Raw genomic sequence first — 15,694 nt, forward strand, 5'->3', positions numbered from 1 at the left:
CCAGTCATACAGAGATAAGAAAAAGGGGAGCCATCGGCTCCCCTTTTTATCTGTGCGATCACAGCCTGTGATTACAGGAAGTTACTCAGCCTTAGGTTTCGAAGCGTCCCGATAATGGAGTAGGAGGCTTCAAGCTGGGCTTCTAGTTGGAACAGGTCGGTGCTCGCCTTTGCGACATCCACATCCTCAACATTTGAGAGGGCGATTTCGGTAAAGGTCAGGACCTCGATGTTCCGCTCATTCGTTCGGCCAACAAAGGCTTGGCGCTCACCTAGAACTTGGACCTCTGCCTGCAGCTTTTCTTGACCTTGCTTCAGCAGGGCAAGGCCACGGTTGAAGACTTCGAAGAACTCAGCTTCGTTCGAGGAGTCGACAACGCCGTTGCTCGGCTGCAAGGTTGAGAACAGGCTCATCGCCTTAATAACGTCCTCATAACCTGTCGTGTTACCGGGAACAGGGTTACCGGCAATACCTGGATTAACGATCACGCTATTCGTCGTGATGTTCACCCCTTGTGAGATCTCACTATCGACGAAGATATCGCCTGGCGGGTTAAGGCCGAGATCACCATTGTACCAAGTGGCGTAATCGTTCGGGGTGGCACTGTTGGCAACAGCAGCATCAGCCGGGACTAGCGCACCCAGGGCAGCGGTATTCGCTGCATTGTTGCTGAAGATGTAATCGAGGCGGGCAAAGATACGATCTGGACCGTTCTCACCGACTGCCTCAGGCCCGATATTGTCGACGCTCAAGGCTGAGGCGGTGAGCAGGTTGAAATAGTTATCAACCCCTGGGATGACGCCATCTGGGACCGCCGCATCATTCTCAAAACCGATAACAGGCGGGCGGGTTTCGCCAGCAACCACGTTGGCATCGGTAACCCCCCGACCCGAGAAGATAAAGCGGTCGTCAAACTGGGTGTTCATCAAGCTGACAAGCTCAACCAATTGGCTTTGGGCTGTTTGATTGGTCTCCGTAACGTCCGGAATACTGCCATCAAGTGCCGTCGTCAGGTCTGTGACCGCCTGATTGATGATCTCATCCATCTGGTTCAGGGCATTAACCTGTACCTGCAGCTGGGTATCGGCACGAGAGATACCGATCTGGTAGCGCTCATAAGTTTGGATCGTCGCGCGTAGCTCTAGAGAGCGGCGAGAGTCGACCCCCAGGCCCGAGAACCGATCGGTCTTTTTACCAGTACCAATCTGACCGCGAAGCAGATCAATTTGGTTCTGCAACCGGCCGATATTGTCCTGGACATTTCTTGCCTGAACGACAGTGGATAAAATGGACATAATTCTATGCTCCTATAACGGCTGGCCTTAGCGGACAACAGCTAGCAATTCATCAAACAGACTACGAACGGTGGAGATCACCTGGGTGGATGCGGAGTAAGAGGACTCAAGCTCAATAAGCCTCGCTAGCTCCTGATCCAGATTAACGCCAGAGAGGCCCAGAACTTCGTTCTCAACCTGGGTGGTAATGAACTGCTCAGCCTCTAGCTGGTTCTCCAAGTCATTCAACTGGTTGGCTTGGAAGGCGATAATCGAGTTTGTGTAATCATCAATCGTCGCGGCGTTTTCTAACCGGGTTGAAATCTGATCATTTGGGCCAACGCCGGTAATCCGGAAGCCGAAATCCGCTGGACCTGGGCCCAGTAGGAACAACGCGCCGTTGGACAGATCTGTGGTTTCGTCACCGAAGACTGTCTGAAGGACATTATCCAAGATCGTGTCATCGGTATCGAGCAAGCGCGGATCACCTGTACCCGGATCAGGGGCGCCCTCCGGTGCAGGACCAAAGAAGGTACCCTCACGAATACGGAATGGCTCATTGACGAAGGTTTCATTGATGACCAAGCGACCGGCTAGACCGACCTCTTGGTTCTCGATCATCCCGGCCAATGGCACGGCGACGAAGTCAAACTCACCATTTGCGCCAGCAGAGGCTGCATCCGCATAATCGGAGGCAGTTGCCGCTGGAACCGCACCTGTACCGTCACCGGCATCCCGGAACAGCTCATAGTGTGATTGGGTTGGTGGGGTCGCGCCGGCATCGCGGATCGAGCCAAAGCGGACCAGTAGATTAGCCGCCAGTTCATCAAGCTGGGCTTGCGCCTGGGGCAGGGTCTCATCCCGCAAACGAAGATTGCCGCCAAGCTTACCGTCAGTGAACGCCGCAGTGACATCCTGGTCGGGACCGCCATTTGGGATATCCAAGATGATCCCGTTGAGCAGGCTAAAGTTACCGGCAGTTGGATCGTAGAACGCCTGGGGCGTAACGTTGCTGCGTTCAAAACGAAGTTCGAACGCACGCTCTTCAATTAGGGCCTGTCCGTTGCCGAGGGAGACAACCAACCGACCATCGGTCTCTTCGTAGTAGCTGATATTGATCTCTTCAGAGAGCTCATTGACCAAGGCATCCCGTCGGTCTTTGAGGTCTGCGGCACTGCCACCTTCAGCCTTTACCAAAATGATCTCTTGGTTCAGCTGGTCGATATCGGCCGTGAGTTCGTTAATCGTTTGAACTGACTCCTCAATGGACAGCTCAGCCTGCCGACGCTGCTCTTGAATGGCATCACTGGATTGGTTCAGCTCTTGGGCAAAGCGATCGGCAGACTGAATGACCTGCTGGTGCAGCAGATTGTCTTCGGGCTCGTTTGCGGCCTCCAAAAACGCATTCTGCAGTTCGGTCATTAAGGCGCCGATGGAATTCTCATCGGAAGGATTGCCAAATCTCACCTCAAGCGCGCTTAACGCTGAGGCCTCAACCGACAGGCTTTCCGAAACCGAGGTCTGCGCCCGGAACTGCCGAAGCAACTCTTGCGGGACAAAGCGGTTCAGCCCGCCAGCGGCCACACCGGCAGCCTGACCGCCAAACGCAAGGTTGGACCGGTTAAGGGTTTTCCGTGTGTATCCCGGCGTGTCCGTATTGGCGATGTTCTGCGAAACAACATCGATATCGCGTGAGTTAACGAACAGGCTGCTGGTCGCAGCGTTAAGTGCCGATGTAAGCGAGGTCATGTCTGACCCTCCATAAATGCATCTTCCCGCGAAGGTAGATGCAATAAGCGGACCAATCAGGCGCCTTGTAACCGCTTGATTTTGATGACAAAAAATAAGCGCGCGATCGGCAATAAATGCCCCGTCGCGCGCTCCGGCAAAATCTGCCCTATCCCCGCTAGGGGAGGTTCCTTTTAGGCGTGGCTATCTACAGATGAGATGCCAGAGGATGGCTGTTGGGTAGGTGGTTGGGCAGGTGCCTGGGCTGCCGCTGTTTGATCAACCTGGCTCTTGAGACCGTCCATGATCTGCTTGTTGATATCGATCAGCGCTTCCAGATCGGCCTCATGATCGAGAACGGCTGTGGTCTCGCGCTCAATAAATAAGGAGATGCTGATCAGCTGCGCTTTCAGCTCTGTTGGCAGGTTGTTTTCCGCATCGAGGAGGTCGACCCGAAAGGCTGACCAGACATTGCGGTTCCACAGAACGGCGTCGACGACGATCTTCTTCTTCTCAACATCCGCTTTGGAATCAGCATAAACCTCCTCAGCTTTGACGAGGGCGGCAGTTACCTGACCCAACAAACGGTACTCAACTTCCCGTGGGCTCTGCGTCGCATTCTGGTTCTGCTGGTATGCGGCGTAGTTGTTCATGAGGCCGTTTCCTTAGTTTCAACATCAGTTTGCTCGTATTCTAGCAATTCTGATTCCAGTTTCATGACAGCCCGGCAGGTTTTTAACGCGCGGTACAAATCACCATTGGCGACATCAAGGTGGATTAAAGACAGGGACTTCTTAATTGGCGGCAGCTGAACCGCGGACATCATGTCCATCATGAACTCCATATAGCGGTCCATGTAGTCCTGCTTACTCTCCGGATCGAGATACATCAGCATGATCATGAAGTAGATGCGCTTCGCCGGTGTGTTGGCGTCGCTCTCTTGCATGATGTCTTTCGCCCGGAGAAGGGCGGCCTTGTTGTGGAGGACAAGCGTGGCGCCACTATCACCTGCCGTCACCACGGCACCGTTGATTACAATCTTCTCGCTTGGCTTCAGTCTAACCTTAAGCGGCATGGTTGCCTCGATAGCGTTGCTGTCGGCTAGGCAGTGTCGCTAGCCCGAATTTGATAAGCCTATGGTACAGCAAAAAAAACAGGCGGGGAAATCCCCGCCTGCCTTCTAAGTCCCGTTTTTTCAGCTGAGCCTTACTGGAAGAGGCTAAGCAGAATAGTTGGGTTCTGGTTGGCAATCGACAGCGTCTGAATAGACAGCTGCTGCTTGGTCTGCAGAGCCTGCAACCGGGCCGATTCACGGGCCAGATCAGCATCGACAAGTGAACCAAGACCTTCTTCAACCGCATCTTGGATGGCGGTGTTGAAGTCGATTTGGAAGTCAACGCTACGGTTATCAGCACCCAGGCTACCAAGAGCCAGAGCAACTTCACGCTCGAAGAACGCAAACGCGCTGTTAAAGACCGAAGCCGTACCCGCTGTCGCACTGTCAGCAGAGAAGAAGGCGTCGGTAGCACGAGCCGATGCGGTCGTCAGATCAGCCAGGGCTGCCTGAGCAATACGAGCACCAATGAACTGACGTTCCACCAGGTTGTTGGCGTCCAGACCAGAGGTCTGGTTGGTGATCGAGGAGATCGCAGCGAAGTCGGCGGTCGCCTGACCATCTGATGCGCCAGCCGCCGTAGTGTCGGATGCATAGACGATCCGGGCAAAAGCCTGGAAGCCGTCAATCGCACCACCGGAGGTACCAGCAGCAACTGCCGCACCCGTACCAATGATTAGGTCATTAGCTCGCAGGGTGATGGAAGAACCATCGATGGAGCGAATAACCTTTGCATCGGCAGCGGTTGAGTAGTTGGCAAAGTTACCGTTCAGTTCACCGACTGCGGTACCGCGGTTACCAGCGATCAGGTTACGCTCATTGTACTCAGCACCGTCGAGGAAGTTCCGCAGTTGGCGGAATTGCTCGGCGAGGTCACTGGAGTAAATTTCGCGTTGATCCTGGCTGATACCTTCATCGGAAAGCTGCGTCAGTTTTTCCCGGATATCGGCAAGAATGTTGGAAGCCTGGGTAGCACCAGAAATCGCAACACTCAGGATACCGCGAGCACCACCGAGTGCACCACCAACAGCTTCGTAGCCGCGGAGGTCACCACGAATGCCCTGTGCAACGGAGAAAACCGAAGCATCTTCTTGTGCGGAGGAAACCCGAAGGCCGGTAGAAACTCGGTTTTGCACCGCGTCCAAATCGCGGTTGACCGAGTTAAGGTTACGGAGGGCAACGAGTGCACCAACGTTGGTATTAATAGAGTTTTGGATAGTCATGACTGTCTCCCTTCTGGATGACAAATTGAACACGGTTTCACCGATGCTTCGCAGTAAACCTGAGCGACAGCGTTTTTGCAATCTTTTATCAATGTTCATCACCAGAAGTTTAACGGCCTTAACCCCCCAATCTGACAAGGCAAACAGCCGGCGCATGGTGACGCCGGCTGTCGCAAGATTTTGAAGTTATTTTGTTTTTTGGCTGCGTTAGTTGAACAGTGCCAGAACGTTTGTTGGCTGCTGGTTCGCAATCGACAGTGCCTGGATCGAGAGCTGCTGCCTGGTCTGCAAGGCCTGCAAACGGGCCGACTCACGGGCCAGATCAGCATCTACTAGATTGCCGAGGCCTTCGGTGGTTGCGTCATTCAACGATGTATTGAACTCAAGCTGTAGCTCGATTGAGCGGTTGTCGGCACCTAGCTGACCCAGCGCATTGCTGATCTCCTGCTCGAAGAACGAGAAGGCGCTGTTGAACACCGATTGGGTGCCCTGAGTTTCGGTATCAGCGCTACGGAAGGCATCAGCCGCCCGGGTGCCGTCATCATTTAGGCCAGCCAAAGCCGCCTGAGCGACACGGGCATTGACCAAAGACCGCGCAACAAAGTTACCGTCAGAGTTCGCCGCAACCGCGTTACTCGCGGTGGTGTCATTACCTGTTAGCCCGTCCGAGCCACCGTCGGTGGTGTCGGTTGAGTAGACAATCCGCGCCAAACCAACGAAGCCAGTAACACCGGAGGAACCACCGGTGCCGAGGACTAGGTCGTTGGCTCGAATTTGGAGGCTCTGGCCATCAATGTTTCGGATTGCATTTACCGACTCGGCAGCCGAATAACCGGTAAAAGCATCACCAAAAGTACCCTGATCACCGGCCAGGATATTCCGACCGTTATATTCAGCATTCTCAATGAAGCTGCGCAGCTGATCGACCTGGGCGCGAAGATCATCGGTATAGATTTCACGCTGCTCGGTGGAGATGCTCTCGTCAGCGAGCTGGGTTAGTCGCTCACGAACATCGGACAGTAGGTTGGACACCGAGGTGGTTGCAGAAATACCGACGGTGACCAGGCCCCGTGAACCAGCCAGCGCACTGCCGACTGCCTCAAAGCCCCGAATGTTTGCGCGAATTCCCTGCGCAACGGAGAATACGGAGGCATCCTCTTGCGCGCTGGAGACCCGCAAACCCGTGGAAATCCGGTTCTGGGTGGAGTTTAGATCGCTGGCAACGCTGTTTAGGTTACGCAGCGCCACCAATGCACCAACATTGGTGTTGATAGAGTTTTGTACCGACATTTGACCGTTTCCTTTCTGGTTAGGTCGAACTCAAACCGTGGCTATTCGCGTTTTGCGGTTAGCCTTGTTCAGCAGCCATGACGGTTAGGCGGTCGGCACATTTTGGTCGGTGAAACCATATGTCCAAGGACGCCGGGGCGCCGTGTCTGCGCCTCGGTTATCCATCGGCCGCATTAAAGATGCGGTTAACGGCAATCAGATTATTGATAGTGCGTTCCAATCAACGCGAGTGGGGGAGGCCCCATCTCTGGCCCCCTCATGACCGACATGCTATGCAAGCGCGTCTGTCGGCACTTCGATCGGCTTTAGATCCATGGCTAAACAATTGACCCCTAAACAGGCGAAAGCCTTGTCCCTGCATGAGGATGCTTTGAAGCTTCTGCAGGAGGACAAAGCAGAGGATGCTCTGCCGCTATTGAAAGAGGCCGCGCTGATCGCGCCTACCTCTCAAAACATCGCTGCAAATTTGGGATTTGCCCATCTGGCCTTGGATGAGAATGAGGAGGCGCTGGCTTGTTTTAAGCGGGCGGTGGCGCTTAAGCCGAACTGGTCACTGGGCCATTACAATATGGGCCTGGCGCTATACAAGCTACGCCGGGTGTCTGAGGCGAGGGAGGCATACGAGAAGGCCCTGCGCTACACGCCAGATGATTTGGCAGCCAGCAACAATCTGGCTCTTTGCTTGCTTGAGACGCTTGAGATTCAGCCAGCATTGGACCTGCTCCAAGATATTTTGGATCGTGATCCGGACAACGTCGATGCAACACTCAACATGGCGAAGCTGTGGAGTATGTTGGATCGACCAAAACCAGCAATTGGCTTGCTTAAGCGACTTGCTGACAAGGTTCATGACGATGCTGAGCTGCTTGTTGATCTCGGCGCTGCCTTACGACGTACAGGCGACTACAAGTTTGCCGCGGAGGTGCTTGAACGCGCCCTCAAGATTGATCCATCTGATACGGCAACCACACTTCAGCTTGCCATGGTGTTGATGGCATGGCGCCAATACAAGAAGTCAATCGAGCTGCTAGAGGCGCTTGATGAAGACCCCGAATTTGAAGCCCAAATTAGCCAACTGCTTGGTGTTAACTACAACTCAATTGGCGAGCTGGAGACTGGGCTTGAATACGGGCTGAAGGCTGTTGAACTGCAGCCCAACAATTTCTCCTTCTATCTGAACCCGATCTTCTCACTGAACTACTGGGTGCCGCCCAGCCCGGAGCGCATTTTTGAGCTAACTAAAAAATTTGACGAGCAGGCGGCGCAAGACTTCAACAAGATACCAAGGTATGAGGAGCCGCCAGCAAAGCCAAAGAGCGAGAAGCTAAGACTTGCTTTCCTATCACCAGATTACCGAGAGCATTCCTGTTCGTACTTTGTGGAAGGGCTGTTCCGTAACCTGGATCGTGAGCGTTTTGAAGTTGTTGGGGTTCCACTGAAAGCCACTTCAGATAGCCGCACGATGATCCTCAAGCAGATTACTGATGATTGGCTGCCCATTTATCACTTAGAGCTTGGCCAGCAGCTTGAGATCCTGCGTGATCGTAAGATCGATATCGCCTTTGATTTGGCGGGCCATACATCGGACAACCTTCTAATCGCGTTTGCTCAACGCTTCGCGCCTGTGCAGGTCAATTGGTTGGGATATCCCAACACAACTGGCGTTAAGGCCATGGATTACCGTTTTATCGACGATATCACAGATCCTGAGGATGCAGATCGTCAGTACTACTCCGAGAAGTTGGTGCGACTACCAGAGTGCTTCCTGAATTATTCACCACCCCAGGCAACGCCGATCATTCTCGATAAATCGCCGAATGATCATATCGTGTTCGTGTCGTTTAACTCGGTCGCCAAGGTTAACAAGGTAGTTGTTGCTGCTTGGATTGAGATCCTGAAACGGGTGCCGGGTTCACGGATCCTGATGAAGGCGCTGCAGCTTGATGATGATGACTTGGTCAAACAGATTTTTGACTCATTGACTGAGCAAGGCGTTGATCGGGATCGCCTTGAAGTCTTGGGCCCAATGCCATCCACCTTCGATCACCTGAATACCTACAATGAAGCCGATATCGGTCTTGATACCTTCCCCTATAACGGCACCACTACAACCTGTGAGGCCGCCTGGATGGGCGTGCCGGTGATTACCACGATCGGTGAAGTTCACTCAGCTCGTGTCGGGGCCAGCTTGAATACGGCCCTTGGCCTTGAGGAGCTTATCGCCAAAGACCCTGAAGAGTACGTTGAGAAAGCCGTCGCCTTAGCGACCGACGTGCCGCGGCTTCGTGCCCTGCAGAACGGCCTTCGTGGCCGGATGGAGAATTCGGTTCTGCGAAATGATGCGCTTTACGCTGAGCGGTTCGGTGCGGCTATCGAGCAAATCTGGGAACAGCATTTGGCTAAGAATGAGGGCCTAGTCTCCAGTGTCTGATGTAGCAGCGGGCGCGCTCGGTAACGCGACGGTGCTGATCAAGGCCGGTATGTTTGACCAGGCAGGGGAGGTGCTCGACCAATTGGTTCAAGAGCACCCTGAAGCAACCCAGCCGCATCTGCTCCGTGCCATGCTGGCCCAGGCTCAGAATGACAAGGCGGCGATGGCAACCGCACTTGAAGCTGTCTTAACCCTCGACCCCAATAATCTGAACGCATCGATTGGCCTGGTTGGCCTGATGGATGATGTCACGTTGTCCGAGGATTTACTGGCTAAGTTGGAGCCTGCCTTAGGGCTTGCCGTTGCCAGTGATCACCGCGCCCTTATTGGCCTTGGTGCCGTTCATGTTGCCCGTGATCAGATGGAGGCAATTCCAGGTCTGATCGAAACCGTGCCTGCCGAGATACTGGCGGGGCTTCCTTATCGGGGAGCGGTGGCGGCCATTGCCCAACGGCTCGATAAACAGGACCACCCTGAAATTGCCTTGAAGATGCTGCTTCAGGTTGTTGAGCGCTTGCCAGACGCAGCCGGGCTGGAAGGTGTCTTGGGCGCCATGGCTTTCCGGGCCGATGAGTTGGATCTAGCGGCGCATTGGCTGGATATCGCGCTGAAACGTGATGATAGCGATAGCGGGATTGTCTTCGCCCGCGCCACCATCATGTTGCGCCAGCGTGAGTGGCAGCCATTGCTAGACTTTGTTCGCCCCTATGAAGAGCAGTTTGCCGATAAGGCCTATCTCCACGAGTTGCGCACCTTTGCCGCCGTTCAGACAAAGGATGAAGAGCTGGCCGATGAGGCATCATCAAAGCTGATGATGCTGGAGCCAGAGAGTGCCACCTCCTTGACCTATCGCGGTCTTGCCTTGGGCGTGATGGGGGAAGAGCAGGCGGCGCTCGACAAGATGCGTGAAGCCATCGCGGTTGACCCAGAATTCGCCATGCCTTGGAGCCATTTGGCCGGCATGCTGATGGGGCTGTCTGAGATTGGTGAGGCTGAAGAGGCCGCCCGTAAGGCGGTCGAGTTAGACCCGAACAACGCGATTGCGCAGCAGCAGCTCGGCCTCTGCATGCGTGACTTGCTGCGTCAGGATGAGGGGCTATCCCACCTGCGTTTGGCAACAGAACTTGATCCAGATAATCCAACCACGTGGCGCGCATTTTTGTTCTCTATGAACTACGCCCATGAGGCTGAGCCAGCCGATATCGCCGCTGGCCACAAAGCATTCGGGGAGCATCTGGCTAAGCGGAATGAGGCCGCGGCTATCATGCCTGCCAAACCGAAAACTGGTCCGCTTCGCGTGGGCTTTGTGTCGGGGGATTTGCGACGCCACTCTGTCGGGTACTTCCTGATGCCGCTTTATCGGCATTTCGCTGACCATGCTGATCGGTTGGAGGTGGTGTCCTTTATGACCAAGGACGACACCGGCGATGACGTTAACAAGCTGCTCAAATCTAAGAGCGGCGAATGGCACAACATCGCTGATGCGGATACAGCCCAAACGGTTGAGACGGTTCGGGCTGCCAATATCGACGTTCTGTTTGATCTCTCAGGGCACACGATTGGCGATCGGCTAGATGCCTTTGCCCAGCGCCTTGCACCTGTTCAGATCAATTATCTGGGGTATGCCAATACCACGGGCATACCGACCATGGATGGACGCATTACGGATGCGGTGGCCGACCCGGTGGGGCAAACAGAGAAGTGGCACAGCGAAACGTTGCTTCGCATGCCAACTTGCTTCCTGTGCTACAGCCCCGGGCCTGATGGCCCCGATGGTGAAGAGCTACCGCCACCCGACAGTGTTGATGGGCGGCGCATTCGCTTCGGCTGCTTTAATAACCTGAGCAAGGTGACAGCCCAGCAGGTCGCCCTATGGGCACGGATCCTGAAATCCGTACCCGACAGTGTTTTCATCTTTAAATCCAAGCAGGTAAGCGACCCGAGTGTTCGTGAACGTATGGGTGAAGTGTTCAAGGCAGAGGGGCTTGATCCAGAACAGCATATTGACTGGCGCAGTGGCACAGATAGTCACAAGGCGCATATGTCGATGTACCGGGAGGTAGATATTGCCCTCGATACGTTCCCCTATAACGGCACCACCACAACTTGCGAGGCCCTGTTTATGGGCACCCCGGTGGTCACCTTGCGTGGGCAACATCACGTCACCCGGGTTAGCTCCACATTGCTATCAGCTATCGGGCGTGATGATTTGGTGGCTGATACTGCCGATGCATATGTCGCGCGGGCAGTTGAATTGGCAGGTGATATCACGGCTGTACGAAATGGTCGTGCAGCCCTGCGGGACCAGATGCTATCGTCACCGCTCTGTGATGCAGAGCTATTCACCGAGCAATTTGTCGATTGCCTAACCGATTTTTGGCGCGCGAATTGCTAGATGGATACAGAGATCAAACGTTTAGGTGTTAGGTCGAAATCCACCTCGCTTATGTCGGGCGGAGCTTACGACGGAGCTTTGATAAAGCCATGAATGAAGAAGCAGTAAAATCTGAAGAACAGGAAGCCGCTCCAGCGCCGAGCACCGCCGCCAATCGCGGTAAGCTGTCGGACTATCTGGCGCATGTTGAGCGCGGTGATAAAGCTCGTGATGAACAGGATTTTGCGACGGCAATCGCTGAGTATCAGGCGGCAGCCCTGCTTCGGCCGAATATGTTTCACCCGCAGATGATGATGGGGAAGATCCTCTATCAACAGGGCCTACCGGGCGAGGCAATCGGGTATTTGCAGAATGCCCACCAGATGCAGCCCACCAATGTCATATTGCTTCTGCACATCGCCGAAATGCTGGCCCTCATGGGGGACAATGAAGCAGCCCAAGGGGTTGTTTGCGACGCCTTGGCCATTGACGATAAGAACGTCAACGCAATCTGCATGTTGGCCCATCTGCTGCACGTCGAAGAAAAGTTTGATGAGGCGATTGAGCTGCTGCAGGTAGCCATTGAGGATGCGCCCGATGAAGCTGAGCTATGGCGCAGCGTTGGCGATGTCATGGCGGCTAAATCAGATAACGAGAATGCCAAGACCTTCTATGAAGAGGCCCTGCGTCTCGACCCTGCGCTACAGATGGCGCAAGAGGGGTTGGACAAGCTCAATGCTAACCAAGATACGGCTGCTGAAGCTGTCCACTAATGACTTGGTAGGGCGGGTATTCCGACCCGTTGCTTGAGTAACCGCACTCACCCATGTTAGCTGGCGCTGCACCATGGTAGATAGCTGCCGTGGTTTCCCGCAGCAGTTGATAACCAGCAGTTTCCCTATGAGTGCTATCCAGACATTGCAGGAGCGGCTTGATGCCGGCACCGCCACCATTGGCGTGATTGGCCTCGGCTATGTTGGGCTACCATTGGTCCATGCTTTCGCCAGCCTAGGCCGGAAGGTCATTGGCTTTGATATCGATGCTGAGCGTGTGGCGATGCTGAATGCCGGCACCTCAGATATTGATCGGGTGCCAAATGAAGCTCTTGCCAGTTACCGCGCCGACGAACGGTTTGAGGCGACAGACAACTTTGATCGGCTGGCGGAAGTTGATGCGATCAATATCTGTGTGCCGACCCCTTTAGACAGGCACCAACAACCCGACCTGAGCTATGTCGAGGCAACAGGGCGAGCCATTGCCAAACAATTGCGGCCGGGCCAGCTCATCGTTCTGCAATCCACCAGTTTTCCTGGTACCACGGCCGAGGTGCTGGAACCCCTGCTGACCGAAACCGGGCTGAAGCGGGGCGAGGACTTTCTGCTCGCATTCTCACCAGAGCGGGAAGATCCCGGCAACCCAACCCACCATCTGGGCAATACGCCCAAGGTTGTGGGCGCCGATGATCAGGCCTCCCTAGATGCCGTCGCAACCCTGTTTGAACCTCTTGTGCCGTCCGTCGTGAAGGTTTCCACCGCCGCGACAGCAGAGGCGGTCAAACTGACCGAGAATATCTTCCGCAGCATCAACATCGCCCTCGTGAACGAGTTGAAGGTGATCTATGCCCGTATGGGGATCGATATCTGGGAGGTGATTGAAGGCGCGAAGAGCAAGCCATTTGGCTTTATGCCTTTCTACCCAGGGCCTGGCCTTGGTGGGCACTGCATTCCGATCGATCCGTTCTACCTGACCTATAAGGCGCGGGAGTATGACCTGGTACCCCGGTTTATCGAGCTGGCCGGCCAGGTGAATATGGGCATGCCCTATTACGTGATCGATCAGCTAGCCACCGGGTTAGAGGAGAAGCTGGGCAAGACCATCCGGCATGCAGAGATCCTGGTGATTGGTGCCGCTTATAAGAAGAATGTTGGCGACACGCGGGAAAGCCCGTCGTTGAAGCTGCTGGACCTGCTAATCAGCCGCGGTGCGAAGGTTCGGTATCACGACCCGCATGTGCCGGTGCTCAGCACCTTCCGGCATTTCCCCGATCTTGAGGGGATGGAGAGTGTGGACCTAGCGACCGCGCTACCAACCGTTGATGCGGTGGTGATCTCCACTGATCATGACGCGGTTGATTATGGACTGATCGCGGATCAAGCATCAGTGATCGTGGACACCCGCAATGCCATGCGGAGCAACCAGCTGACGCCTAAGGGCCTGGTGCTGGCGTAATCAAGATTGGGATATCCCAAAAGCAAGTGCCGTAAGCCCATCCTTCTGATGCGACTTACGGCACTTTTCTTTTGACGGCGGGTGTAACCACGAGGTGTGGGAAGGGGGAAGCGGTAGTTTCACCCACTTCCGAAGCAGTAGAAGCTGAGTCTGTCCAGCTGCGACCAAACCTTCAGAATACCGTCAAACCAAGATCGAATTGTTTGGGAAGGGCCGGCCTAAGAGTTAAAGGCCGGCCTCACGCCCTTATCGGATGTTTAGAAGTTCAGCCAGCATCTGGTCGGCGGTGGTAATCACCTTGGTACCGGCAGAATATGCCCGCTGGGTAATGATCAGCTGAGAGAACTCATTCGCCAGGTCGACGTTTGATTGCTCAAACGACCCAGAGAAGATCTGGCCAGAGCCATTCAAGTTCGCCTCGGTCAGGCTAACCTCACCACTCTCGTTACTGGAGCTGAAGACATTCAGGCTCTCTGACTGCAGGCCGTTCACGGCTGGGAAGTCAGCAAGGGCGATCTTGTAAAGCGGGACGATCTCATCATTCGAGAACACCACATTCACAACACCCTCAGTATCGATGTTGAAGCTCCGGCGGATACCGAAGGAGGCACCGTTCTGATCAATATCAGTGGTCAGGAACTGTGAGTTCAGCTGGGTCAAACGGTCGAGGGTAAAGTCGATCGTCTGCGGGTCCGAACCGTTACCAAAATCGATATTTGCTAGAGTAATCGCGACGTTGCCGTTGGCATTAGCGTCGTGGTTGATCGAGCCATCAGGGTTGAAGTTGATGTAACCGATATTGGCGTTGTCGTTTGTCTGGTCACCACCGGAGATCCGAACCTCCCACCAACCGAATGGGTTAGCGTCTTGAGAGGCCGGGGTACCCAAGGGTGGGAACACCGCTGAACCAGGGTTGGTTGCTGGAACCAATGCCGGGCTAGCTGGGTCATAAGGGACTACCAGCGCGGCGTTGTACTTGCCGGCCGTGGCAATGTTACCGCCACCTGCCAGTTCTGAGTCCAGCTGATCAAAGATCGAGGAGCCAGCAGAAGAAACAATGCCACCAACCGTGACTGCTTCACCTTCCGTGAAGGCCGTAATCACAAGCGAGCCATCGTCACTTAGTGAGGCGCCACCGGCACCGACACCGGCGTTTGGCAGGGCCGCATTGATCTGTGCGATAAGCTCACCAACCGTTAGGGAGGTTGTGCCCAGCGGGATAGTAACCACAACCGGTGCACCGCCAACATCAATGGTCAGGGTCTCAGCAACAGCCAGTGGGATGCCACTTTGGTTAAGCTCTGTATCCAGGGTCAGGTCAGTGCCATCCAGAACCGCATTAGTCAGGTTAGGCGCTGGTGCCTTGGAGATCTCAAGGTTCAAGGTCTGCGGCGTACCGAGGCTATCAAAGACCGTGATCACCCGTGAGAAATCAGAATCGAAGCCAGCAGCCGTCGGACCGTTATTGGTGCTGAGACCGGTAGAGGCATCAAAGTTGATGGCCGGGTCAATCACCGTCGTGGTCTGGTTGAAGCCAGGCAAGAAGTTCAGGTTGATCGGCTCCAAACTATCGAGGTTATCGAAGTTCGTCGGAATGTTGCCGTCATCATCCAGGCGCCAGCCGTACAGAACTTGCCCACCAACCTCTTGAGGGGTCTGCAGGAAGCCATCCTCATTCTCCTCGAACCGACCGGCCCTGGTATAGAATGGGAACTGGATCTGGTTGTTTTCGTTCTGGCCAACAACGAAGAAGCCGTCGCCGAGGATACCAAGATCCTCTTCACGGCCTGACTGCTGCAGCAAACCTTGTTGGTTTACCGTGCCCAGGGTACCGGCGCGAACGCCGCCTGGTTGCAGGATTGAGTTCGTGTTGGAACCAGTCACCAGGTTGGCGAATGTCGTCACCGAGCGTTTAAAGCCAGGGGTCTGGTTGTTGGCGATATTGTTCGAAATCACCGTGAGGGATTGGCTCTGCGCATTCAGCGCGGAAACACCCGTAAATAAAGAACCGAAGACGCTCATCGCTACCTC

At 54.8% G+C, this 15,694-nt stretch carries 11 protein-coding genes; 4 read left to right on the top strand and 7 right to left on the bottom strand.

Annotated elements, in window-relative coordinates:
* Positions 1-71 precede the first annotated feature (71 nt).
* The 6 genes from KI792_03860 to KI792_03885 form a co-directional block, all read right to left on the bottom strand.
* A complete protein-coding gene (locus tag KI792_03860) occupies positions 72-1,295 on the bottom strand; it encodes a hypothetical protein (protein ID MBV6632153.1) in 1,224 nt (407 codons plus the stop codon).
* Between the two features lie 27 nt (positions 1,296-1,322).
* Positions 1,323-3,023, bottom strand: coding sequence for a flagellar hook-associated protein FlgK (gene flgK / locus KI792_03865; GenBank protein ID MBV6632154.1), 1,701 nt, complete (start codon positions 3,021-3,023; stop codon positions 1,323-1,325).
* 173 nt (positions 3,024-3,196) lie between these two features.
* Positions 3,197-3,655: a flagellar biosynthesis regulator FlaF gene (gene flaF / locus KI792_03870; protein MBV6632155.1), complete on the bottom strand. Its 459-nt coding sequence runs from the start codon at positions 3,653-3,655 to the stop codon at positions 3,197-3,199.
* A complete protein-coding gene (flbT, locus tag KI792_03875) occupies positions 3,652-4,077 on the bottom strand; it encodes a flagellar biosynthesis repressor FlbT (GenBank protein MBV6632156.1) in 426 nt (141 codons plus the stop codon). The genes flaF and flbT overlap by 4 nt, the downstream gene beginning before the upstream one ends.
* A 131-nt stretch (positions 4,078-4,208) precedes the next feature.
* On the bottom strand, positions 4,209-5,024 hold the full coding sequence (locus KI792_03880; GenBank protein ID MBV6632157.1) for a flagellin: 816 nt from the start codon (positions 5,022-5,024) through the stop codon (positions 4,209-4,211).
* A 522-nt stretch (positions 5,025-5,546) separates the two neighbouring features.
* Positions 5,547-6,314, bottom strand: a complete 768-nt coding sequence (locus KI792_03885; GenBank protein MBV6632158.1) for a flagellin — start codon at positions 6,312-6,314, stop codon at positions 5,547-5,549.
* Between the two features lie 628 nt (positions 6,315-6,942).
* Here KI792_03885 and KI792_03890 point away from each other — a divergent pair.
* From KI792_03890 to KI792_03905, 4 genes are all read left to right on the top strand, one after another.
* Complete coding sequence (locus KI792_03890; GenBank protein ID MBV6632159.1) at positions 6,943-9,060, top strand: tetratricopeptide repeat protein; 2,118 nt, start codon at positions 6,943-6,945, stop codon at positions 9,058-9,060.
* Positions 9,053-11,455 carry a hypothetical protein gene (locus KI792_03895; protein MBV6632160.1) on the top strand — a complete coding sequence of 801 codons (2,403 nt, stop codon included), beginning with the start codon at positions 9,053-9,055 and terminating at the stop codon, positions 11,453-11,455. Before KI792_03890 ends, KI792_03895 begins: the two co-directional genes overlap by 8 nt.
* Positions 11,456-11,544: 89 nt before the next feature.
* Entirely contained in the window at positions 11,545-12,207 is a 663-nt protein-coding gene (locus KI792_03900) for a tetratricopeptide repeat protein (GenBank protein ID MBV6632161.1), read from the top strand.
* Between the two features lie 127 nt (positions 12,208-12,334).
* Complete coding sequence (locus KI792_03905) at positions 12,335-13,663, top strand: nucleotide sugar dehydrogenase (GenBank protein ID MBV6632162.1); 1,329 nt, start codon at positions 12,335-12,337, stop codon at positions 13,661-13,663.
* A 246-nt stretch (positions 13,664-13,909) separates the two neighbouring features.
* On the opposite strand, the gene KI792_03910 is transcribed toward KI792_03905, so the two are convergent.
* Complete coding sequence (locus KI792_03910) at positions 13,910-15,685, bottom strand: flagellar hook-basal body complex protein (protein ID MBV6632163.1); 1,776 nt, start codon at positions 15,683-15,685, stop codon at positions 13,910-13,912.
* Positions 15,686-15,694 lie beyond the last annotated feature (9 nt).

This window comes from Alphaproteobacteria bacterium SS10 (assembly GCA_019192455.1).
Taxonomy (GTDB): domain Bacteria; phylum Pseudomonadota; class Alphaproteobacteria; order TMED2; family TMED2; genus TMED2.

What these genes read in the sequence shown, in the direction of transcription:
- KI792_03860 (MBV6632153.1), bottom strand. Translation starts at nt 1,295, where the DNA reads ATGTCCATTTTATCCACTGTCGTTCAGGCAAGAAATGTCCAGGACAAT.
- flgK (MBV6632154.1), bottom strand. Translation starts at nt 3,023, where the DNA reads ATGACCTCGCTTACATCGGCACTTAACGCTGCGACCAGCAGCCTGTTC.
- flaF (MBV6632155.1), bottom strand. Translation starts at nt 3,655, where the DNA reads ATGAACAACTACGCCGCATACCAGCAGAACCAGAATGCGACGCAGAGC.
- flbT (MBV6632156.1), bottom strand. Translation starts at nt 4,077, where the DNA reads ATGCCGCTTAAGGTTAGACTGAAGCCAAGCGAGAAGATTGTAATCAAC.
- KI792_03890 (MBV6632159.1), top strand. Translation starts at nt 6,943, where the DNA reads ATGGCTAAACAATTGACCCCTAAACAGGCGAAAGCCTTGTCCCTGCAT.
- KI792_03900 (MBV6632161.1), top strand. Translation starts at nt 11,545, where the DNA reads ATGAATGAAGAAGCAGTAAAATCTGAAGAACAGGAAGCCGCTCCAGCG.
- KI792_03905 (MBV6632162.1), top strand. Translation starts at nt 12,335, where the DNA reads ATGAGTGCTATCCAGACATTGCAGGAGCGGCTTGATGCCGGCACCGCC.
- KI792_03910 (MBV6632163.1), bottom strand. Translation starts at nt 15,685, where the DNA reads ATGAGCGTCTTCGGTTCTTTATTTACGGGTGTTTCCGCGCTGAATGCG.